General features: G+C 55.0%; 19 protein-coding genes. 12 read left to right on the top strand and 7 right to left on the bottom strand.

Annotated elements, in window-relative coordinates:
• Nucleotides 1-51: 51 nt before the first annotated feature.
• The 3 genes from pspD to ACN1CO_RS06210 are packed head-to-tail and all read left to right on the top strand — an operon-like array spanning nucleotide 52 to nucleotide 2,736.
• Nucleotides 52-300 (top strand): phage shock protein PspD, encoded by a 249-nt coding sequence (gene pspD, locus ACN1CO_RS06220; protein WP_419138275.1) that lies wholly within the window; start codon nucleotides 52-54, stop codon nucleotides 298-300.
• Nucleotides 281-1,678: a YcjX family protein gene (locus tag ACN1CO_RS06215; protein WP_419138274.1), complete on the top strand. Its 1,398-nt coding sequence runs from the start codon at nucleotides 281-283 to the stop codon at nucleotides 1,676-1,678. The genes pspD and ACN1CO_RS06215 overlap by 20 nt, the downstream gene beginning before the upstream one ends.
• Nucleotides 1,675-2,736 (top strand): YcjF family protein, encoded by a 1,062-nt coding sequence (locus ACN1CO_RS06210; RefSeq protein WP_419138273.1) that lies wholly within the window; start codon nucleotides 1,675-1,677, stop codon nucleotides 2,734-2,736. The genes ACN1CO_RS06215 and ACN1CO_RS06210 overlap by 4 nt, the downstream gene beginning before the upstream one ends.
• Before the next feature lie 43 nt (nucleotides 2,737-2,779).
• On the opposite strand, the gene ACN1CO_RS06205 is transcribed toward ACN1CO_RS06210, so the two are convergent.
• Entirely contained in the window at nucleotides 2,780-4,198 is a 1,419-nt protein-coding gene (locus ACN1CO_RS06205; protein WP_419138272.1) for a hypothetical protein, read from the bottom strand.
• Between the two features lie 414 nt (nucleotides 4,199-4,612).
• On the opposite strand from ACN1CO_RS06205, the gene tyrR reads away from it, so the two are divergent.
• Nucleotides 4,613-6,178, top strand: coding sequence for a transcriptional regulator TyrR (tyrR, locus tag ACN1CO_RS06200; RefSeq protein ID WP_419138271.1), 1,566 nt, complete (start codon nucleotides 4,613-4,615; stop codon nucleotides 6,176-6,178).
• A 50-nt stretch (nucleotides 6,179-6,228) separates the two neighbouring features.
• On the opposite strand, the gene tpx is transcribed toward tyrR, so the two are convergent.
• The gene (gene tpx, locus ACN1CO_RS06195) at nucleotides 6,229-6,732 is read right to left on the bottom strand and encodes a thiol peroxidase (protein WP_419138270.1); all 504 of its coding nucleotides are present in this window, start codon (nucleotides 6,730-6,732) and stop codon (nucleotides 6,229-6,231) included.
• Between the two features lie 146 nt (nucleotides 6,733-6,878).
• Between tpx and ycjG the strand changes: the two genes are divergently transcribed.
• Nucleotides 6,879-7,862: an L-Ala-D/L-Glu epimerase gene (ycjG, locus tag ACN1CO_RS06190; RefSeq protein WP_419138269.1), complete on the top strand. Its 984-nt coding sequence runs from the start codon at nucleotides 6,879-6,881 to the stop codon at nucleotides 7,860-7,862.
• Here ycjG and mpaA read toward each other — a convergent pair.
• Entirely contained in the window at nucleotides 7,837-8,544 is a 708-nt protein-coding gene (gene mpaA, locus ACN1CO_RS06185) for a murein tripeptide amidase MpaA (protein WP_419138268.1), read from the bottom strand. The two genes, ycjG and mpaA, sit on opposite strands and share 26 nt — an antisense overlap.
• 152 nt (nucleotides 8,545-8,696) lie before the next feature.
• Between mpaA and ACN1CO_RS06180 the strand changes: the two genes are divergently transcribed.
• From ACN1CO_RS06180 to ACN1CO_RS06170, 3 genes are all read left to right on the top strand, one after another.
• Complete coding sequence (locus ACN1CO_RS06180) at nucleotides 8,697-10,316, top strand: peptide ABC transporter substrate-binding protein (RefSeq protein WP_419138267.1); 1,620 nt, start codon at nucleotides 8,697-8,699, stop codon at nucleotides 10,314-10,316.
• A 118-nt stretch (nucleotides 10,317-10,434) separates the two neighbouring features.
• Complete coding sequence (gene zntB, locus ACN1CO_RS06175) at nucleotides 10,435-11,418, top strand: zinc transporter ZntB (RefSeq protein WP_419138266.1); 984 nt, start codon at nucleotides 10,435-10,437, stop codon at nucleotides 11,416-11,418.
• 324 nt (nucleotides 11,419-11,742) lie between these two features.
• A complete protein-coding gene (locus ACN1CO_RS06170; RefSeq protein WP_292992381.1) occupies nucleotides 11,743-11,889 on the top strand; it encodes a hypothetical protein in 147 nt (48 codons plus the stop codon).
• Nucleotides 11,890-11,935: 46 nt separating this feature from the next.
• Here ACN1CO_RS06170 and ttcA read toward each other — a convergent pair whose 3' ends face one another.
• The 3 genes from ttcA to ACN1CO_RS06155 form a co-directional block, all read right to left on the bottom strand.
• Nucleotides 11,936-12,871, bottom strand: a complete 936-nt coding sequence (gene ttcA, locus ACN1CO_RS06165; RefSeq protein ID WP_419138265.1) for a tRNA 2-thiocytidine(32) synthetase TtcA — start codon at nucleotides 12,869-12,871, stop codon at nucleotides 11,936-11,938.
• 1,042 nt (nucleotides 12,872-13,913) lie between these two features.
• Complete coding sequence (locus tag ACN1CO_RS06160; RefSeq protein ID WP_419138264.1) at nucleotides 13,914-14,171, bottom strand: hypothetical protein; 258 nt, start codon at nucleotides 14,169-14,171, stop codon at nucleotides 13,914-13,916.
• A 207-nt stretch (nucleotides 14,172-14,378) separates the two neighbouring features.
• Complete coding sequence (locus ACN1CO_RS06155; RefSeq protein ID WP_090960761.1) at nucleotides 14,379-15,035, bottom strand: MgtC/SapB family protein; 657 nt, start codon at nucleotides 15,033-15,035, stop codon at nucleotides 14,379-14,381.
• A 184-nt stretch (nucleotides 15,036-15,219) separates the two neighbouring features.
• Between ACN1CO_RS06155 and ACN1CO_RS06150 the strand changes: the two genes are divergently transcribed.
• Nucleotides 15,220-15,495: a DUF333 domain-containing protein gene (locus tag ACN1CO_RS06150; protein ID WP_003853763.1), complete on the top strand. Its 276-nt coding sequence runs from the start codon at nucleotides 15,220-15,222 to the stop codon at nucleotides 15,493-15,495.
• A 46-nt stretch (nucleotides 15,496-15,541) separates the two neighbouring features.
• Here ACN1CO_RS06150 and ACN1CO_RS06145 read toward each other — a convergent pair whose 3' ends face one another.
• Nucleotides 15,542-16,534, bottom strand: coding sequence for a 2-hydroxyacid dehydrogenase (locus tag ACN1CO_RS06145; protein ID WP_419138263.1), 993 nt, complete (start codon nucleotides 16,532-16,534; stop codon nucleotides 15,542-15,544).
• Between the two features lie 145 nt (nucleotides 16,535-16,679).
• On the opposite strand from ACN1CO_RS06145, the gene ACN1CO_RS06140 reads away from it, so the two are divergent.
• The 3 genes from ACN1CO_RS06140 to ACN1CO_RS06130 are packed head-to-tail and all read left to right on the top strand — an operon-like array spanning nucleotide 16,680 to nucleotide 19,845.
• Complete coding sequence (locus tag ACN1CO_RS06140) at nucleotides 16,680-19,310, top strand: YdbH family protein (RefSeq protein ID WP_419138262.1); 2,631 nt, start codon at nucleotides 16,680-16,682, stop codon at nucleotides 19,308-19,310.
• Nucleotides 19,307-19,495 (top strand): YnbE family lipoprotein, encoded by a 189-nt coding sequence (locus ACN1CO_RS06135; protein ID WP_003853757.1) that lies wholly within the window; start codon nucleotides 19,307-19,309, stop codon nucleotides 19,493-19,495. Before ACN1CO_RS06140 ends, ACN1CO_RS06135 begins: the two co-directional genes overlap by 4 nt.
• Before the next feature lie 11 nt (nucleotides 19,496-19,506).
• Nucleotides 19,507-19,845 (top strand): YdbL family protein, encoded by a 339-nt coding sequence (locus tag ACN1CO_RS06130; RefSeq protein WP_419138261.1) that lies wholly within the window; start codon nucleotides 19,507-19,509, stop codon nucleotides 19,843-19,845.
• Nucleotides 19,846-19,890 lie beyond the last annotated feature (45 nt).

The following is a 19,890-nucleotide window of genomic DNA, read 5'->3' as shown; positions in this document are numbered from 1 at the left end:
TTTACTGCCGGGCCGTTTTCAGGCCCGTCCGCTCTCTCAATGGAGGTGTTAATGTCTTTTTCGCGATCCACTGTTTTTCGTCACCGCGCGGCACCTGCATTGAAGTCGGCGGCTAAATTCATCATTATCAATGCTGTTACCTACGGTCCCGCTGGTGTCACTGGCTGGGCGGTCAAATCGGTAGCGCGACGCCCGTTACGTTTGCTGCTCGCTGTGGCCCTTGAGCCATTGCTGAAACGCGTGATGAGCCGGGTGGCATCGCGCTTCATCAGGGAGAACGATGAAAAGACTGCAAACTGAATTAATGGCGTTGATGAACCGTGGCGTTGATCGCCACCTGCGGCTGGCCGTTACCGGATTAAGCCGCAGCGGTAAAACTGCCTTTATTACTTCAATGGTTAATCAGCTTTTAACGGTTCACAGCGGCGCTCGTTTGCCGCTGTTTTCCGTTGTGCGGGATGAGCGGCTATTAGGCGTAAAACGGGTGCCACAGCGTGACATGGGCACGGCGCGTTTTACCTACGATGAAGGCCTGGCTCAGCTCTATAGCACGCCTCCCGCGTGGCCGACGCCAACCCGTGGCGTCAGCGAAATGCGTCTGGCGCTGCGTTACCGTCCCAATGATTCGCTGCTGCGCCACCTGAAAGAGACAGCGACGCTCTATCTGGAGATTGTCGACTATCCCGGTGAATGGCTGCTGGATCTGCCGATGCTGGCGCAGGATTACCTCGCATGGTCACGGCAGATGAACGGACTGCTGCAGGGCGATCGTGCGGAGTGGGCAAAGCCCTGGCGTACGCTCTGCGAAAAACTCGATCCGCTTGCTCCCGCCGATGAAACCCAGCTGGCAGAGATTGCGGCTGCCTGGACTGACTACCTGCATCGCTGTAAGTCTGAAGGCTTACACTTTATCCAGCCCGGCCGCTTCGTGCTGCCTGGCGATATGGCAGGCGCGCCTGCGCTACAGTTCTTCCCCTGGCCGACGGCTGATGAAGCGCAACTCACTAAGCTGGCCCAGGCGGACAAGGGCAGTAACTTCAGCATGCTGCAGCAGCGGTTTAATTATTACTGCCAGCATGTGGTGAAAGGCTTTTATAAAAATCACTTCCTGCGTTTTGATCGCCAGATTGTGCTGGTGGACTGCCTGCAACCGCTGAATAGCGGGCCTCAGGCGTTTAATGATATGCGGCTGGCGCTGACTCAACTGATGCAGAGCTTTCATTACGGTCAGCGCACTCTGTTTCGCCGGTTGTTCTCACCGGTGATCGACAAATTGCTGTTTGCCACGACCAAAGCGGACCACATCACCAGCGATCAGCACGGCAACATGGTGTCGCTGTTGCAGCAGCTGGTGCAGGATGCCTGGCAGAACGCGGCGTTTGAGGGAATCAGCATGGACTGCATCGGGCTGGCATCGGTGCAGGCGACGCAGAGCGGGCTGGTCGATCACCGTGGTGAGAAGATCCCGGCCCTGCGCGGCAATCGACTGGATGATGGCGAGCCACTCACCGTCTATCCGGGCGAAGTCCCGCCGCGCCTGCCCGGTAATGCCTTCTGGCAGCAGCAGGGTTTTCAGTTTGAACAGTTCCGGCCGCAGCAGCTCGACGTCGATCGACCGCTGCCGCATATCCGCATGGATGCCGCGCTGGAATTTCTATTGGGAGATAAATTGCGATGAGTGATCCGCTGAAGCCGCGTATCGATTTTGCCCGCCCGCTGGATGAGAGCAGCACCACGCCGCTGCGTCCGGCGCAGACTTTTGAAGCGGACGCGCAGGCTGCGTTTCTGGCAGTGCAGGATGAAGATGTCGCTGTCGAAGAGGAGGGTGCCGGTGAACGGGCGGTTGAAGCCGCGCTGAAACCTAAGCGCAGTCTGTGGCGCAAAATGGTGACGGCAGGCGCGCTCCTGTTTGGCGTCAGTGTGATTGCGCAGGGTGTGCAATGGACACATGACGCCTGGCTGGCCCGCGACTGGTTTTCGCTGGGCAGCGGCGTGGCGGGCGGCCTGATTGTACTGGCAGGTGTGGGTGCACTGACTACCGAGTGGCGTCGTCTCTATCAGCTGCGTCAGCGTGCTGAGGAACGGGATGTGGGCCGGGAGCTGCTGCACAGTCATGGCATCGGCAAAGGCCGGGCATTCTGCGAAAAACTGGCGCAGCAGGCGGAGCTGGATCAGGCGCATCCGGCTCTGCAGCGCTGGCATGCCTCGCTGCATGAAACCCACAATGACAGTGAAATCGTTCGCTTATATGCCCAGCTGGTGCAGCCAGTGCTGGATCGGCAGGCACGGCGCGAAATCAGCCGCCATGCTGCGGAAGCGACATTAATGATTGCGGTCAGTCCTCTGGCACTGGTCGATATGGCGTTTATCGCCTGGCGTAATCTGCGACTGGTCAATCGCATCGCAGCGATATATGGCATCGAGCTGGGCTACTTCAGCCGCATCCGGCTGTTCCGGCTGGTGCTGCTCAACATGGCCTTTGCTGGCGCATCGGAGCTGGTGCGGGAAGTGGGGATGGACTGGATGTCGCAGGATATCGCTGCCCGGCTTTCCACGCGAGCCGCGCAGGGCATTGGTGCAGGTTTGCTGACGGCAAGACTCGGTATCAAAGCGATGGAGCTTTGTCGTCCACTGCCGTGGCTGGAGCAGGATAAGCCACGACTCGGCGATTTCCGTGGTGAACTGCTGGGTCAGCTGAAAGAGGCGTTACAGAAGGGCGGCAATAAGTCAGCCTGACATTTACGTGAAATAATAAAGGCGGCATAGCCGCCTTTATTATTTAGTGTGGCTGGCGAAGCACCTGCCGGGAATCGATCGTCAGGCACTCACCCGGACAGGTTGATTCATCAGTGATCACCGGATTCGCCGGCAGCGTAAAGGCCATCCCATTTTTCTCCCTGATGAAATGCGCCATCCCGGCAAATGTCCATGACATGCTCAGGCCCAGCCCGCCGAAATCATCATATTTTCGTAACGTCGCGACCTTCGGCAAATACTCACCAGTCAGGCGATAATAGAGTGCGCCCCTGAAATCTTTTGGTACCTGCTGCGTGATCGCCTGATCGAGCAGAGCAAATTCCTTGCGAGCCGGAACTGAGTAACCGTTGATCAGATGACTGATTGCCAGCGAAGTGGCCGCTGTAACCAGCAGAGCATAAAAAGCATTTTTCCATTTTAACTTTTTACTGATTTCAAACAGGCCGAGGATAAACGCGCTGGTGGTAATCAGGGCACCGGCAATCAGCGTGCGGTAAGCCGCCATACTTTCACTGACAATCAGATTGGGCAGTGCGGCGATCAGCAGTAACACAAACATCAGATAAAATTTGTCGTTGCCGGCGGCTTTAATTTTCTTCAGGCCAAAACCAATAATGATCGAGGAGATGATCACCGACACCGTTTTTGCGCCGAGGTCAAAATTACAGATAACGTTCTTCAGGTATTCGCTGAAAAACCATTTCATCTTAACCGGAATGTCATTACTGAATGCAGAACGCGGCAGCGAATGACCATAAAGATAGACGGGCAGGACCTTCGAGGCGATTAGCGCAGCAAACATGCCTCCGCCCAGCACCATCAGAGAGATCAGCGCCCGCTTCTTATCAATTTTCCGCTCAGAAAAGCAAAGGTCCAGCGCGGCAAAGAAAGTAAAGCTCATCGCTGCGGGTTGATAAAGACAGAAGGCCATGGTCAGCAGGCATACCGCCAGAATACGACATGCGATTCCAGGTTGAATCGAAAAACGGTAGCTGGCGCCTGCCAGCAGAATTGCAGCGATAAAGGGGAAACAGGATGCCCATGCAACATAAACCTGGAATGAAGGCAGCAGACAAAGCAGTAACGCGAAGGTAATCCGCTGAGCCTGATTCTCCAGCAGCGTATCTTTCTGACACAAGCGGTAGATGTAATATCCGGTAAAAATGAGCAGAACAATCGCAACAGTACGCAATAGCGACAGCCGTTCTACGCTCTCTACCAGAAACGAGGCGCTGTACTGAATAATGCCATACACCGGCCGGCCGGATAACGTGTCCCAGTTTAAAATACTGAGCTTATCAAAGTTGGCCCAGTAGAGATTCGTCCAGTCATCGGTATAGGCGTAATGGGTTAAATAAGCGGGGCTGTAAGCAATCAGAAAAACGATCGCAATAAGCAAAAAAACCTTACGGCGGCTTATGCCGTTATCAGTGGCGAACATCTTTCATCCTTGTTGATATAACCATTTGTCTGAGACCGATCTGCGGGTTAATCGGATAACTGAGGTGGGTTTATTTTAGCTGGCCCGGATTACGTAAAATGTAGCGAAGCCTCCCGAAAGCATGGAAGTGATCAGATGCGCTGTTGAACGTTTAAAAATGAGGTCAGCCTCTGAAGAATGTTGCGGTTTCAAAATGGTTGTGAATGATTCGGAAAATATACCGCAATCAGCCAGTAATCAACAGCCTGGTGCTGACAAAGGCTGACAATCAGCGATTGAACTCTGAATCCGGTCGGGCAGTACAAAACTCCGCCATATGCGCCTCAGCTGTCAACTTTTCCTGACAGAACCCTTTCTGCGGATACTTCACATAGCGTATTATTAACCTATCTGAACCTGATTAAGGCGAACGCAATGCGTCTGGAAGTGTTCTGTCAGGACCGCATCGGTCTGACGCGTGAACTGCTCGATCTACTGGTGGCACGCAATATTGATTTACGCGGTATCGAAATCACGGCGCTGGGGCGCATCTATCTGAACTTTGCTGCACTGGAATTTGACGCCTTTAGTAATCTGATGGCGGAAATCCGTCGTACACCAGGCGTAACAGATGTGCGCACGGTCACGTACATGCCTTCTGAACGGGAGCATCGTGCGCTGAGTGCGCTGCTGGTGGCAATGCCGGATCCGGTTTTCTCCATCGATCTGAAAAGCAAAGTTGAACTGGCTAATCCGGCGGCTCAGAACCTGTTCAATCTCGATGAAGAGAAGATGCGCAACTTCAGCGCCGGTAACCTGATCAACGGCTTTAACTTTATGCGCTGGCTGGAGAGTGATCGGGTTGAGGCGCAGGCGCAGCATGTTGTCATTGAAGGTCGCGATTTCCTGATGGAAGCGCGTCCTATCTACCTGCCGGGCGAAGAGGGCCAGAACGACAGGCCGGTGGGCGCGATGGTGATGCTGAAGTCAACTGCACGCATGGGTCGTCAGTTGCAGAATCTGGTCGTCACCGACGAATCGGAGTTTGACCATATCATTGCCGTCACGCCGAAGATGCGTCAGGTGGTCGATCAGGCACGCAAACTGGCAATGCTCGATGCGCCCTTATTGATTGTCGGCGACACCGGCACCGGGAAAGATATGCTGGCACGCGCCTGTCATCTGCGCAGTGCGCGCGGAAAGAATCCTTTCCTGGCGCTGAACTGTGCCTCGCTGCCCGACGACGTCGCGGAAAGCGAGCTGTTTGGCCATGCCGCTGGCGCCTATCCGAATGCGCTGGAAGGCAAGAAAGGCTTTTTCGAGCAGGCCAGTGGCGGCTCGGTATTGCTGGATGAGATTGGCGAGATGTCGCCGAGAATGCAGACCAAGCTGCTGCGTTTTCTCAACGACGGTACCTTCCGTCGCGTCGGCGAAGAGCATGAAGTGCATGTCAACGTGCGGGTGATCTGCGCGACGCAGAAGAACCTGATTGAGCTGGTGCAGCGCGGGGAGTTCCGCGAAGATCTCTTTTACCGCCTCAACGTACTGACGCTGCAACTGCCGCCTCTGCGCGATCGTCCGCAGGACATTCTGCCGCTGACCGAGATGTTTGTGGCCCGCTTTGCGGATGAGCAGGGGATGGCGCGTCCGCGTCTGTCGCCACAGCTCAATGCGTTTCTGACCCGCTATGCCTGGCCTGGCAACGTGCGTCAGCTGAAAAATTCCCTTTACCGCGCATTAACTCAGCTGGAAGGCTACGAACTGCGTCCGCAGGATATCGTGTTGCCCGAACAGGCGCTGGATGTGTCACTGGGGGATGAGGCGCTGGAAGGAACACTGGATCAGATCACCAGCCGTTTCGAACGTTCAATTCTGACGCGGCTCTATCTCTCTTATCCCAGCACCCGAAAGCTGGCAAAACGGCTGGGTGTTTCGCACACCGCGATTGCTAATAAGCTGCGGGAATATGGTCTGGGGCAGAAGCGTAACGAAAGCGAATAAGCGGCAAACAGAAGGTGAGAAGCGGATAACACGGTTATCCGCTTTTTTTATTACTTCAGCGCGGCCAGCGCAGCGTCGTAATCAGGCTCAGTGGTAATTTCATCAACCAGCTGGCTGTAGATCACTTTATCGTTTTCATCCAGCACGATCACGGCACGAGCGGTCAGACCCTCCAGCGCACCATCGGCAATTTCCACGCCATAATCATACTTAAACTCTGAACCGCGCAGCGTTGACAGCGTCACCACGTTGTTCAGGTTTTCTGCGCCACAGAAACGTGACTGGGCAAAGGGCAGATCGGCAGAGATGCATAACACCACGGTGTTATTCAGCTCGCTTGCAGCCTGATTGAACTTGCGCACTGATGAAGCACAGACACCGGTATCAACGCTTGGGAAAATGTTCAGAATTTTGCGTTTTCCTGCATACTCAGAGAGCGCGACGTTGACCAGGTTTTTAGCGACCAGCGTGAAAGCTTTGGCTTTATCGCCAGCCTGAGGAAACTGACCTGCAACCGGTACGGCGTTACCCTGAAAATGAACAGTCTGAGACATGGTGATTCCTTTTGATGGATAAAAAAATCTGACACAAAACGGCTAAAGATAGCCGTTGTTTATGACATAAATGTTAAGGGTTTACGAGTTCAATTGTGGAATATAACGTGGCGGTCTGCCACTGCGTCACACACTGTGGAGTGGAAATGAGAACGGTAAAAAGTTATCCCGAAGCCTGGCCGTTGCATACGCCGTTTGTCATTGCCCGTGGAACCCGGACCGAAGTCAAAGTGGTAGTGGTTGAAATTGAGGAAGATGGCGTAAAAGGCGTCGGAGAAGCCACACCTTATGCCCGCTACGGTGAAAGCGAAGCCTCGGTGCTGGCGCAAATCGCTACGCTGCTGCCTGCGCTACAACAGGGCATGACACGTGAGGCGCTGCAACAGGCGCTGCCCGCCGGGGCCGCCCGCAACGCCATCGACAGCGCACTGTGGGATCTCGCCGCACACCAGCAGGAGGGCAGCCTCTGGCAGCTCACTGGCGTCAACGCACCGGAGGATGTCGTCACCGCGCAGACCGTCAGCATTGATACGCCTGAGGCGATGGCCAGCAGCGCGCAGGCGCTGTGGCAGCATGGCGCAACGCTGCTGAAAGTTAAGCTGGATAATAATTTCATTACCGAACGGCTGATGGCGATCCGTGCCGCTGTGCCGGACGCGACGCTGATCGTGGATGCCAATGAGTCCTGGCACGCTGAAGGCCTGGCGGCACGCTGTCAGCTGCTGGCGGACATCAATGTGGCGATGCTGGAACAGCCCCTGCCAGCGGGTGAAGATGCGGCGCTCGAGAACTTTATCCATCCCTTGCCGATCTGCGCCGATGAGAGCTGTCATACCCGCGAAAGCCTGGCGGCGTTACGAGGCCGTTATGAGATGGTCAACATCAAGCTGGATAAAGCGGGCGGGCTGACCGAGGCGCTGGCGCTGGCCGATGCCGCCCAGCAGCAGGGCTTTGCGGTGATGCTCGGCTGCATGCTCTGCACCTCGCGGGCGATACGCGCTGCGCTGCCTTTGGTGCCGCAGACCCGCTTCGCCGATCTCGACGGGCCGACCTGGCTGGCGGTAGATGCAGAACCGGCGATCACCGTGCGCAATGGTCAGCTGATTATTGCTGCCAGCGCAGCAGGTTAACCATCATCTCAAGGTAGGTCTCCGTCGCTTCATCCACTGAAATCACCGGCATTTCAGCGGTCACGCAGGGCAGGCTGAGATCGTGACACCAGCTGCCGAATGAGCCCGGCGTGTCATAACCGACGCTGCTGACGCAGGGAAGGCCGGTGTGGCTGGCCAGCCAGCCGCCAATCTCCACCTGATGTGGGTCGTCAATACAGCCCAGCGGTTCATGCCAGGAGACAATCCAGCGTGGTTTCAGCTGATGAATCAGGGCACAGAGCGCCTGGGTTTCAGGTTCAGAACCCGGATGCGTTCCGGTCGAGAGTGCCACATCGCGCGCATCGGCCGCGCTATTCCAGCGATACACCGTCTCGCCGGACTGCCAGTTCGCCGCCGGGAAGTTGCGGTTGAGATCAACGCCGTTTGCGTTTGCGCGCAGGCCCAGCTGACAGCCATCAGGATTGACCGCTAGCACCACGTGATGCCGACGCATGCCGTCGGGCAACGTCCGTAATGCGGCGGAGAGGGTGGCGATGGCCGCATTCTCATCGCCGTGGGTGCCGGCCAGGATCAGACCGCTGTCAGCATCGCCCAGCGGGGCCGGAAACCACAGCAGCGGTGCGCCCAGCACTGAGCGGCCATACTGCTGATACGGAACATCCAGTTTGCCGCGCAGGGTACGCGGATGTAGTAGCGACATACTCATTTCCTCAAAGGGTTTTACTCAAAGTAGCGGAAAAGCCGTGCGCGGAAAATAGCTATTTATCTGTCAGCCATTTGCGATAAAGTGCCCTGCACAAGCTGCATCGGCAACAGACTGATGCAGCACTTCTTTGGGGTAAAGGAGTGATAATGGTTAAGACCTTTCGCATGACGCTGGCAGCAATCAGTCTGAGCAGCATCCTCACACCCGCCATCGCGGCGAATCCACCTGCAGGCGCGCAGCTGGCTGAACAGCAGCAAATCGTCCGCCATATTAAAGATGAACCCGCTTCGCTCGATCCGCTTAAAGCGGTCGGACTGCCTGAAATTCAGGTGATTCGCGATCTGTTTGAAGGCCTGACGAATCAGGATGCACAGGGCAAAATTGTGCCGGGCGTGGCGCAGAGCTGGAGCAGCAGCGATAACAAAATCTGGGTCTTCACCCTGCGCAATAACGCGCGCTGGTCGAATGGCGATCCGGTCACCGCTCAGGATTTTGTCTACAGCTGGCAGCGTCTGGTTGATCCTAAGAACAGTTCTGCTTTTGCCTGGTTCGCGGGCTTAAGCGGGATTGAAAATGCAGCGGCGATTACTAAAGGCGAAATGACGCCCGATAAGCTGGGTGTGGTTGCACTGGGTAAACACCAGCTGAAGGTGACGCTGGATCGCCCGGTGCCATGGTTCCCGGCGCTGGTGGCTAACGTGGCGCTCTTCCCGGTGCCACAGAAAATTATCGCGCAGGAAGGTGACAGCTGGACGGCGCCCGGCAAACTGGTCGGCAACGGGGCCTATCAGCTGAGCGAAAGGGTGGTGAACGAAAAAATCGTCCTGACCCGTAATCCTCACTACTGGGATGATGCGCACTCGGTGCTGACGAAAGTGACCTTCGTGCCAATTAACGAAGAGTCGAGCGCCACCAAACGTTATCGTGCCAACGACATTGATATCACCGAATCTTTCCCTAAAAACATGTATGCGCTTCTGAAGAAAACGTTGCCGGGAGAGGTCTACACACCTGACCAGTTAGGCACCTATTACTACGCGTTTAACACGCAAAAAGGGCCGACTGCCGATGTGCGCGTTCGCAAAGCGTTGTCATGGTCTATTGACCGTAAAGTGATTGCTGAAAAAGTGCTGGGCACGGGTGAAAAACCAGCGTGGCACTTTACACCCGATGTGACCGCAGGCTTTAAGCCACTACCTGTGTTCATTCAGCAGCACGATCAGAACAGCCTGAATGCACAGGCTAAATCGCTGCTCGCCGCCGCCGGCTACGGTCCCGGCAAGCCGCTGAAACTCAAACTGCTCTACAACACCTCTGAAAGCCATCAGAAGATTGCGATTGCCGTGGCCTCGATGTGGAAAAAGAACCTCGGTGTGGATGTCACGCTGGAGAATCAGGAGTGGAAAACCTACATCGACAGCCGTAACAGCGGAAACTTCGATGTGATCCGCGCCTCGTGGGTCGGAGACTACAATGAGCCCTCTACCTTCCTGAACCTGCTCACATCAGGCAATAGCAGCAACATCGCGCGCTTCAGCAACGCGGATTATGATGCGGTTATCGCCAAAGCCAGCCGCGAGACCAGCGATCAGGCGCGTAACAGCGATTACAACCGTGCCGAGCAGATCCTGGCAGAGCAGGCACCGATCGCCCCCATCTATCAGTACACCAATGGCCGCCTGATTAAACCCTGGGTCAAAGGTTATCCCATCACCAACCCTGAAGATGTCGCCTACAGTCGTGAACTGTGGATTGAAAAGCACTAATCCTGTGGTGGCCGATTTTTCGGCCACCTGCTGACATCTTTCTACACAGCCCGAAGATTGCAACTCATTGCCGTCACGGTAGACTGTATCGTATTGATTTTAGTGGTGAGGCAACGTTGTGGACGTCATTGAAGGAAAAGCATTACAGGTTTCAGATGCCATCATCTCATGCCAGCTGGATGGCAAGGGTGGGATGATCCCGATTGCTGAAGATGAAGTTATTGAGTGTGAGCAGCCCTGCTGGCTGCATCTGAACTATACCCACAGTAAGAGCGCCGAATGGCTGCAGTCAACGCCTCAGATCCCTGATGCCGTGCGTGACGCCTTAGCGGGCGACAGCATGCGTCCCCGCGTCAGCCGACTGGGCGATGGGTTTATGATCGTGCTGCGCAGCGTTAACCATAACACCGATGCGCGTCGCGACCAGCTGGTGGTGATGCGGGTGTTCATCAACGATAAGCTCATTGTCTCGACCCGGCGGCGTAAAGTCTCTGCTGTCGATGAAGTGCTCACCGATTTGCAAAACGGTAACGGTCCGATTGACTGTGGCAGCTGGCTGGTCGATGTCTGTGATGCGCTGACCGATCACACGAGCGAATTTATCGAAGAGTTACATGACAAAATCATCGAGCTGGAAGATGCGCTGCTTGATCAGCGGATGCCTGCCCGCGGTGAGCTGGGCCTGCTGCGCAAACAGCTGATTGTGATGCGACGTTATATGGCACCGCAGCGCGATGTCTATGCGCGACTGGCCAGTGAAAAGCTGGCCTGGATGGATGACAGCGAACGCCGCCGGATGCAGGAGATCGCCGATCGACTGGGACGCGGACTGGATGATCTGGATGCGGGCGTGGCGCGTACCGCGATTCTGGCTGACGAAGTCGCCTCTGCGATGGCGGAATCGATGAACCGCCGTACCTACACCATGTCGCTGATGGCGATGATCTTCCTGCCCGCCACCTTCCTGACCGGCCTGTTTGGCGTCAACCTGGGCGGCATTCCGGGCGGCGGATGGGAATATGGCTTTACTATCTTCTGTCTGCTGCTGGTGGTGCTGGCTGTGGGCGTTGCGGGCTACCTGCGTAAACGACGCTGGCTGTAACGTGTGTGAGATGACCACGGCGGGAGTCTCCTTTGATTAAGACAATGCCGCCAGGTGGGCTGAAAATCGCATTAAGAAAGCAAAAGCTGATCGACATCAAGAACCCAATGTCGCCGCTGACGCAAACTCTCTCCCGCAGGTGAATGCAACGTCAAGCGATGGGCGTTGCGCTCCATATTGTCTTACTTCCATATTTAGAATTATTGCATAGCACATTTAATTCGAAACATGCCGGCCATTGTGCCGGCTTTTTTTTTGCCCGCCTGGCTGGAACGCCAATCCTTTCCTAAGCTTAAAGTCCATTCGCAAGAAAAGGAGTACGGCATGAGCGCGATTTTTAACAGCGAGCCGATCCCTACGGATCCAGTCCCGATTCCTGAGCCGATTCCCCATCCGCAACCCCAGCCTGATCAGCCGACCGATCCGGAATATCCGCCGATAATGGATCCACCGCCTCACCGCAATATATAAAAAAAGGGCGTGCTGCCAGCAGCACGCCCTTAATCTTATCAGGTACTTATTTTATCTGAAGCACATCCAGACGCGCGCTGAGATCCGGTGCGTCCTCTTCATCAGCCCGCCAGCCAACAGGCTGTAACGGCAGAGTTTCCCGGTCAAAGGCAAGATCACCGCCATCAACCACGGCATCGCCATGTTTGATGCCTTTAAAATCGAACAGATTGATATCTGCCAGGTGCGACGGCACCACATTCTGCATCGCGCTGAACATCGTTTCGATACGGCCAGGGTAACGCTTATCCCAGTCACGCAGCATATCGGCCACGACCTGACGCTGCAGGTTCGGCTGAGAACCGCAGAGGTTGCACGGGATAATCGGGAACTGACGCGCTTCTGAGAAGCGGATGATATCTTTCTCGCGGCAGTAAGCCAGCGGGCGGATCACGATCTGCTTGCCATCGTCGCTCATCAGCTTTGGCGGCATGCCTTTCAGTTTGCCACCGTAGAACATGTTCAGGAACAGCGTCTGCAGGATGTCATCGCGATGGTGGCCCAGCGCAATCTTAGTACAACCCAGTTCAGTCGCGACGCGATAAAGAATGCCACGGCGCAGGCGCGAGCAGAGTGAACAGGTGGTTTTGCCTTCCGGCACCTTCTCTTTGACGATGGAGTAGGTATCTTCTTCGATAATCCGGTACTCCACGCCCTGTGCCTCAAGATATTGCGGCAGGATGTGCTCAGGGAAGCCAGGCTGTTTCTGGTCTAGGTTGACGGCAATCAGGCTGAAGTTGACCGGGGCGCTTTTTTGCAGACTGCGCAAAATTTCCAGCATGGTGTAGCTGTCTTTACCGCCCGACAGGCAGACCATGATGCGGTCGCCTTCTTCAATCATATTAAAATCTGCAATCGCTTCGCCGACGTTACGACGAAGTCGCTTCTGCAGTTTATTCAGGTTGTACTGTTCTTTCTTGTCAACCGTTTGATTATCTTGCATTTTTACCTATCTCAAAAACCAGAAAGCGTAGCCGAAGGGCAAATTGCCGTGCGCGTTCAGCCAGACACTTCACTGCGGTGTCACGAATATGCAGCGTATGGTACGGATTGTTGCCGCGAATGCCAGTACCGGAGTGAAGTAATCCGCGGATAATCGCCGACAGAGGCGACAATGAGAGAGGTCATGAGTGTGATGTCAGCTGGCGGGCACATCTTACCACTGACAATCAATTTCATCATTGTGCGTTGAGCAGGAGGGGGGTGATGCCTGGTAAGCATCTGCCCGCAGAGGTTCTTTTTTTGCCGCACAACCAGCGGTCATAAATATGACAGAGAGAATTAACAGCGTTTTCATCATTGCGACCGGAATGAGTAAATAAAAACAGCATGCGCTGCTATTAATCAATCCGGTATAAACAGGTTCCAGTTTGTGCGCGTCTGATTTGACATGAATCAAATTAAATCTTTTTTATAAATCCGCAGGCGTTTATTTTGTGACGCATGATGGATTTTCAGGCGTAACAATCTGAAAGGCGTCGTCTGTTGAATATGCGTTGACCCAACGGGTATATAATCACTCTCAATGTTACTGCCAAAATGTATACTATTAAATTTAAATCGCTTTTACCTGCCCGCTTTGCACCCGTTGGTGTCGTTCCTTTTCAGAGTGAATGTGTATCATTTAAATCATAATAATCAGCAAAGTGTAAAGAGACGAGCGATTAGCCCTGCGAGTAAAGGATTATTATGAAATCTCCCTTGGCAGATGATTCCTTTCGCACATTTCGGCAATACAGAATGCAGATGAAGCCGTTTAATGTCCGGCTAAATATGTGAGTAAAATAATGAATCAAATTTTAACGACAATGAGACATTCGGATAGACGTCACAAAATAAAAAAGTATGGCATGAGATTTATTATAACGCTGATACTCTTTTTACTCTGCTATGTTGCAGTGATGTATTGCGGCGTTTTGCTACTGGTAAACCGGCACGGATTACTCCACTTTCTGCTGCACTGACGTTGTGCTGTATTTGTACACTCAGCCACAGGCTTTAAAAATCCAGCGATAAGCGTGATGTAAAAAATGTCTGAGCACTTCCAGGAAATCTTCTGCACCTTCTTCCGCCAGACATTGCCCGGTCTCCAGCGCATTATTTACCGAATTCCGATGATCCAGAATCATCATGATGGCGATAGCACATGCAATCAGAATAAAAATCAGCACGCCTGCTGCTAACCTGCTCTTAGGCGCGGCAACGGACAAGGCATCTTCAGGATGGTCAGAGTTTTGAGACATTGGTTTCCGGATAAAATGATTACGCAATTAAACAATAACGGATTATGCCATTAATTCCCGGCGGGCTCTATGTTTCAGGTCAGGCTGCAGGGGATTCTGGTTTTTACAGAAGAGGAAGGTGAATGGGGGACAGAGGGCGGTGACTGCTCTCCGCCTTCTGCAGGATCCGGGTATCTGGATCTGAAGATAAGGATATCAGAAGGGGAGTTACATCATCTCAAGTGACTGCACACCTTTGATCTCCATGACCTTATCGTACAGGTGCGCATCATTGGACTTGCGGGACAGCGTCACCTGAACGCTGAGTTCGCACAGACCGCTTTCCTCATCACGATTAATCACCGTCACGTTGCCGTAGCGAATGCCTTCACGCTGCATCACCAGCAGCACCAGCGGCACGCTTTTAGGCTTGAGGAAAACCAGCAGCGTATGATGTTTGCCGATCAACAGATGGCTCAGGCGGCGGAACACTTCCAGCACCACCAGCGCCAGCACCGTGCCATAAATACCGATCTCATACATGCCGCTGCCGATCACCAGACCAATAGCCGCCGTCACCCATAATCCTGCTGCTGTGGTTAAGCCTTTTACCACCTGCTTCTGGATCATAATGGTGCCCGCGCCCAGGAAGCCCATGCCGCTGACGACCTGGGCTGCGATACGGCTTGGGTCCAGTGCAACATGGTCACTGGTGAGCATATCGGCGAAGCCATATTTTGATACCAGCATAAACATGGCACTGCCGATACCGACAAGAATATGGGTGCGCAGTCCCGCTTCTTTGGCCCGCATCTGACGCTCCAGGCCAATCAGGCCGCCGAGAATACCGGCCAGGGCGATGCGAATTAACATATCCATTAACATGGCTTAACTCCGAAATAGTAGGGTCCGAAAAAGGGTGCCAGTTCAGCGATAACAGGTAAACAAGATAATTCTGCTTGCAAATGACGCCGGAGAATTTTGTAAAAAGCTGTTTCACCTCTCGACCCCTTGTGCTGCCTGACATATGCTGAGCCAGCCTATTACCCCCATTCCCGGAGTTCGATTGATGAAAGCAGCCACCTTTTTGCTGGCCGGTGCCGCATTATTACTCTCTGCATGCAGCAGCAACAGTGATGATAACGAGCCACCGCAACAGGCCACCGCCGCCCATATCCAGCCACGGGTGGTGATGTCTTCCCTGGCAGAAAGCACCTGTTCAAATGCGGGTGGAACGCTGGCGTTCTCACATCAGCTGGATGGATCGCGTGTGGGAATGTGTCAGTTAGTGAATGGCCGTCGCTGTGATGAGCAGGCGTTGATTGGCGGGAATTGCGCGCGCTGATGATCAGGCCGGATTGCTCCGGCCCGCATAGTCACACAGAGAATGGTCAGGCAGTGAGTCGGTTCGGGCAGTTTTCACCCCGGTCGAGCTGGCTGAGATTATCCAGTGTCGTTTCAGAAATGGCGGTCAGTGCTTCGGCGGTTAAAAACGCCTGATGGCCGGTGAATAACACGTTATGGCACGCCGACAGACGGCGGAACACATCATCCTGAATCACATCATTCGACTTATCTTCAAAGAACAGGTCGCGTTCATTCTCATAAACATCCATGCCGAGTGCGCCGATTTTCTGCTGTTTCAGTGCGTCAATTGCTGCCTGTGAATCGATAAGACCACCACGACTGGTGTTGATTATCATCACTCCATCGCGCATCTGTTTAAACGCATCGGCGTTAAGCAAATGATGATTCTCCGGCGTCAGCGGACAGTGCAGCGTAATGACGTGGGATTCAGCAAACAGCGTTTTCAGATCGACATACTCCGCGCCTAGTTCCAGTGCCTGCTCACTCGGGTAGGGATCAAACGCCAGCAGCCGCATACCAAAACCTTTCAGAATGCGCATCGTCGCAATCCCGATTTTACCGGTGCCGATCACGCCCGCGGTTTTGTTATGCATGTTAAAGCCGGTCAGCCCATCGAGCGAAAAGTTCGCGTCACGGGTACGCTGATAAGCACGGTGAATACGGCGATTCAGCGTCATCATCAGGCCGATCGTGTGTTCAGCCACGGCTTCCGGTGAGTAGGCCGGAACGCGGACGACTTCCAGACCCAGCTCTTTCGCCGCAGCCAGATCGACATTATTGAAACCGGCACAGCGCAGCGCGATGTATTTCACACCCAGTCCGGCCAGCTCTTCCAGAACCGGACGGCTGCCGTCATCGTTTACAAAGATGCAGACGGCATCGCAACCCACAGCGGTTTTGGCCGTGCTTTCAGAGAGTAAAAAGTCAAAAAACACCAGTTCAAAACCGAACTGCTGATTAACCTGCTCAAGGTATTTCTGATCGTAATGTTTGGTGCTGTAAACCGCGATCTTCATCGTTATGCTCCTGCAGAGTGATAGACCAAGGATAACGCTTTCTGACTGACTTTGCTGAAACAGCTGACCTGCATCCGGCGCAGACCTTCACCTCTGACAGATTACATGCCATCATCGTTGTCAGGATACTGTAAGGAAAAGGATTATGGCTTTTATGCCACGGATTTTCCGGCGACGGCTGGCGGCCATTCTGGCGCTGATTCTGCTGCTGCTCGGCCTGATGTTGACGGTAACGCAATGGCTGCCACGACTGGTCGGCATCTGGCTGCCTGATGATACCCGCATTGAGCTGTCTGGCGCGCCGCGCTGGCGCGAGGGTGGCCTGTGGTTGCCTCAGATTCGTTATCTCGCGGGTAATTGCTCGCTGGCAACCGTAAAGGCGGTGTCACTGGGCTGGCATCAGTCGCGCTGGAAACTCAATGCCGAAGAGCTGACGCTGGACAGCGACTGCCTGCAAAAATTACCTGCGGGTGAACAGAGCACCGCAGCCCCCAAAACGCTGGCCGAATGGCAGGCAATGCTGCCTGGCGCAGACGTTCATCTGGACAAACTCATCGTTGCGCCGTGGCAGACCTATGCGGGCGCGCTGGATCTGACGCTGGAAAAAGATCGCCAGCAGCTTAGTTACCACGGCGATAATCTGCAGCTGGCGGCCACCCTGACCGGTCAGCAGCTCGCGATCGGTCGCCTGACGCTCACTCATCCTGCACTTCCTGAACCCATTACGCTGAGTGGTCATCTGGAGTTACCCACCTTTGCCACGGATCTGCCGGTGAATGGCGAGGTGGCCGGGCAGCTGGCGCTCGACGCTCTGCCGCATCCGCTGCAACTGACACTTAACTGGCAGCAGCAGCAGGGCGAGCTGCGCGTGGCGATGGCGGATGAGAACCGGCCGCTTCTCAGACTGCCCTGGCAGATCAGTCGCGAGCAGATTCGGATTGAAAAGAGCGAATACTTCTGGCCACTGGCAGCCCAGCCGCTGTCAGGGTTTGTTAACCTGACGCTGGATAACTGGCAGTCTGGCCTTGAGGGCAGCCAGATTACCGGTCGCATTAACCTGCTGACGCAGGGACGTGGCGGCAAGGGCAACGTGGTGCTGGGCGTCGGTCCCGGCAACCTCAGCCTGACTAACAGCAATCTGCCGTTTCAGCTGACTGGCGAAAGCAAGCTGGCCGATCTGCAACTCTATGGCTCCATTCCGGGCGTGCTCAGCGGCTCGCTGCTTGACCCACAGTTAGTGCTGCAGCCTAAATCACTATTGCGTCTGCGTGGCCGATTGCTGTCTACGCTGGAGGTGGACGAGGCGCGCTGGCCGCTGGCGGGCGTGCGACTCTCCTCGCAGGGGATTGATGGCCGCCTGCAGGCCATTCTCAACGCGCACGATGCCAGCTTTGGCCGCTTCCGACTGCATCTCGATGGTCGCGCTACGGATTTCTGGCCTGACAAGGGCGAATGGAACTGGCGCTACTGGGGCGGTGGCGAGCTGCTGCCGCTGCAGGCGCGCTGGGATGTCAAAGGCACCGGCGGCTGGCACGATACATTAATCCACCTGGATACGCTCTCCACCGGGTTTAATCAGCTGGCCTACGGCAGTGTTAACGTCGCAAAACCGCGTCTGACGCTGACTGAACCGGTAAACTGGCAGCGTGATCCTGCGCAACCCTCTTTTAATGGCCATTTCAAATTACAGGCGGGGCCGACCCACTTCAGCTATGGCGGCCGTCTGGCTGACTCCACACTGGACTTCGAGGCGAAAGGCCGCGATCCCGGCTATTTCCTCTGGCGGGGCGAATTAAAAGCGGGCAAGGTTGGCCCACTGCGGGTGAATGGTCGCTGGGATGGCGAACGGTTACGCGGCCAGGCCTGGTGGCCGACACAGTCGCTGACCGTGTTTCAGCCGCTGCTCAGCCCCGATATGAAAATGCAGATTCAGGGCGGCAGTTTGCAGGCACAGGTCGCTTTCTCTGCCGCCAGTGAACAGGGTTTCCAGGCCGGAGGCCACTGGACGGTTAAGCAGGGCAGCGTCTGGACGCCGGACAGCCAGGTGAACGGTATCGACTTCTCGCTGCCGTTCAGATTCCAGGAGCAGCAGTGGCAGTTTGGTCAGCATGGCCCGGTTTCACTGCGCATTGCCGAGGTGAAGAATCAGTTTGCGATGCAGAATATTCGCGCTGACCTGCAGGGTAACTGGCCGTGGTCTGAAGAGGCGCCACTGACATTACAGGATGTCAGCCTGGATCTGCTGGGCGGGCAAATCACGTTGCCATCCCTGCGCATGCCGCAACATGAGCCAGCCCGGGTGTCGCTGCGAAATATCAGCCTCAGCGAGCTGGTGACGGCACTGAAGCCTAAACAGTTTGCCATGTCGGGCAAGGTTAACGGCGAGCTGCCGCTGTGGCTCAATAATCCGCGCTGGCTGGTGGAGAAAGGGTGGATTGCCAACAGCGGTCCGCTGACCTTCCGGCTGGATAAAGATATGGCGGATGCCATTACCCGCAATAACGTAGCGACCGGCGCGGCACTGGACTGGTTACGCTACATGGAAGTCTCCCGCAGCTGGGCGACGATCAATCTGGATAACCTCGGCGACCTCACCATGGAAGCGCAGGTTCAGGGCGTCAGCCAGTTCAGTAACCGTCGTCAGACGGTCAATCTTAACTATCGTCATCAGGAAAACCTGTTTCAGCTGTGGCGCAGCCTGCGCTTTGGCGATAATTTGCAATCCTGGTTAGAGCAACATGCGACTCTGCCATCGAACAAGGACACTTCACCATGAGCCTGAGGCCACTACTGGTTCTGGCAGCCGGACTGCTGAGCATCGGCTGCGTGCCGCGCATTGAAGTCACGGCACCCAAAGATCCCATCACTATCAATATGAACGTGAAAATTGAGCATGAGATCCACATCAAAGTCGATAAAGATGTGGAGGCGTTACTAAAAAACCAGAGCGGCCTGTTCTGAGGAGAGCCACGATGAAACGCATAAGCGCGGCGCTGTTACTCGCCCTGGCGATGGCACAGCCTGCCTGGGCACTGACGCTCAATGAGGCGCGGCAATCGGGCCGGGCAGGTGAAACGCTTTCCGGCTATCTGGCGGCACGTCCGCTGGACAGTGAAACGCTGGCGCTGGTGCAGCGGATTAATGCCGGACGCCAGCAGGAGTATCAGCGGCTGGCAGAGCAGAATAATCTCTCCACAGCCGATGTCGCCAGCATTGCCGGACAGAAGCTGGTGGGCCGTGCGGCAGCGGGGGAATATGTGCGCGGCATCAACGGTCAGTGGCTGAGAAAGGAAACAGACGGTGGTCAGTGACCGGCGAAAAAAAACCGGGCGCATGGCCCGGTCTTTCAAATCGTC

Source organism: Pantoea sp. R13S299, assembly GCF_048515925.1.
GTDB lineage: Bacteria > Pseudomonadota > Gammaproteobacteria > Enterobacterales > Enterobacteriaceae > Pantoea.
The sequence above is the reverse complement of the archived record's forward strand: the minus strand, read 5'-3'. Positions and strand labels throughout refer to the sequence as shown.

Bases quoted from the DNA above. Each gene is read 5' to 3' on its own strand.
- ACN1CO_RS06150 (WP_003853763.1), top strand. From the start codon at position 15,220: ATGAAAGCAGCCACCTTTTTGCTGGCCGGTGCCGCATTATTACTCTCT.
- ACN1CO_RS06160 (WP_419138264.1), bottom strand. From the start codon at position 14,171: ATGTCTCAAAACTCTGACCATCCTGAAGATGCCTTGTCCGTTGCCGCG.
- ycjG (WP_419138269.1), top strand. From the start codon at position 6,879: ATGAGAACGGTAAAAAGTTATCCCGAAGCCTGGCCGTTGCATACGCCG.
- pspD (WP_419138275.1), top strand. From the start codon at position 52: ATGTCTTTTTCGCGATCCACTGTTTTTCGTCACCGCGCGGCACCTGCA.
- ACN1CO_RS06215 (WP_419138274.1), top strand. From the start codon at position 281: ATGAAAAGACTGCAAACTGAATTAATGGCGTTGATGAACCGTGGCGTT.
- ACN1CO_RS06205 (WP_419138272.1), bottom strand. From the start codon at position 4,198: ATGTTCGCCACTGATAACGGCATAAGCCGCCGTAAGGTTTTTTTGCTT.
- ACN1CO_RS06170 (WP_292992381.1), top strand. From the start codon at position 11,743: ATGAGCGCGATTTTTAACAGCGAGCCGATCCCTACGGATCCAGTCCCG.
- mpaA (WP_419138268.1), bottom strand. From the start codon at position 8,544: ATGTCGCTACTACATCCGCGTACCCTGCGCGGCAAACTGGATGTTCCG.
- ACN1CO_RS06180 (WP_419138267.1), top strand. From the start codon at position 8,697: ATGGTTAAGACCTTTCGCATGACGCTGGCAGCAATCAGTCTGAGCAGC.
- ACN1CO_RS06135 (WP_003853757.1), top strand. From the start codon at position 19,307: ATGAGCCTGAGGCCACTACTGGTTCTGGCAGCCGGACTGCTGAGCATC.
- ACN1CO_RS06130 (WP_419138261.1), top strand. From the start codon at position 19,507: ATGAAACGCATAAGCGCGGCGCTGTTACTCGCCCTGGCGATGGCACAG.
- ACN1CO_RS06210 (WP_419138273.1), top strand. From the start codon at position 1,675: ATGAGTGATCCGCTGAAGCCGCGTATCGATTTTGCCCGCCCGCTGGAT.
- ACN1CO_RS06155 (WP_090960761.1), bottom strand. From the start codon at position 15,035: ATGTTAATGGATATGTTAATTCGCATCGCCCTGGCCGGTATTCTCGGC.
- ttcA (WP_419138265.1), bottom strand. From the start codon at position 12,871: ATGCAAGATAATCAAACGGTTGACAAGAAAGAACAGTACAACCTGAAT.
- tpx (WP_419138270.1), bottom strand. From the start codon at position 6,732: ATGTCTCAGACTGTTCATTTTCAGGGTAACGCCGTACCGGTTGCAGGT.
- tyrR (WP_419138271.1), top strand. From the start codon at position 4,613: ATGCGTCTGGAAGTGTTCTGTCAGGACCGCATCGGTCTGACGCGTGAA.
- ACN1CO_RS06140 (WP_419138262.1), top strand. From the start codon at position 16,680: ATGGCTTTTATGCCACGGATTTTCCGGCGACGGCTGGCGGCCATTCTG.
- ACN1CO_RS06145 (WP_419138263.1), bottom strand. From the start codon at position 16,534: ATGAAGATCGCGGTTTACAGCACCAAACATTACGATCAGAAATACCTT.